The 624-nt window shown below is 39.6% G+C and carries 1 pseudogene; it reads left to right on the plus strand.

What is annotated here, in order from left to right:
* A pseudogene (locus HT701_RS10565) lies at window positions 1-624 on the plus strand (ISNCY family transposase); the annotation flags it as partial.

Genomic DNA, 624 nt, shown 5'->3' on the forward strand with positions numbered 1-624 from the left:
GAGCCTGTGTCGAACTGAATCTTTCTGAAAGACAAATCAATCGTCTGCTACTAGCCTATCAACAGAAAGGAAAAGAAGCCTTCAGACACGGAAACAGAAATCGAAAACCAAAACATGCAATCCCTGATGAAATCAAAGAACGTGTCCTAAAGAAATACCTCTCCTATGAAACATATAAACCAAATGTCCTTCATTTCTGTGAATTACTAGCTGAAGAAGAGGGAATTCAGCTCTCTGATACAACTGTTAGAAAAATACTCTATAAGGAAAACATCCTCTCTCCCAAGTCTCACAGAAAGACAAAGAAGAGACTAAGAAAACAAGCTAAACTGAACCGCAATCATCCCCTAGACAATCCAATCTTACCGTCCGCTAAAGATTTCCTGGAAGACACTAAAAAGCTACATCCTAGTAGACCCAGAAAGAAATTTGCTGGAGAACTCATCTAAATGGAGGCTAGCCCTCATGCCTGGTTTGGAGCAGAAACCTCTAACTTACACTTAGCCATTGATGATGCTTCCGGCAATATCCTAGGGGCTTATTTTGATAAAAAAGAGAACTTGAATGCTTACTATCATGTCCTTGAACAAATCTTAGCCAATCACGGTATTCCCCTTCAAATTA

Source organism: Streptococcus sp. 10824 (assembly GCF_013276595.1).
Classification (GTDB): domain Bacteria; phylum Bacillota; class Bacilli; order Lactobacillales; family Streptococcaceae; genus Streptococcus; species Streptococcus pseudopneumoniae.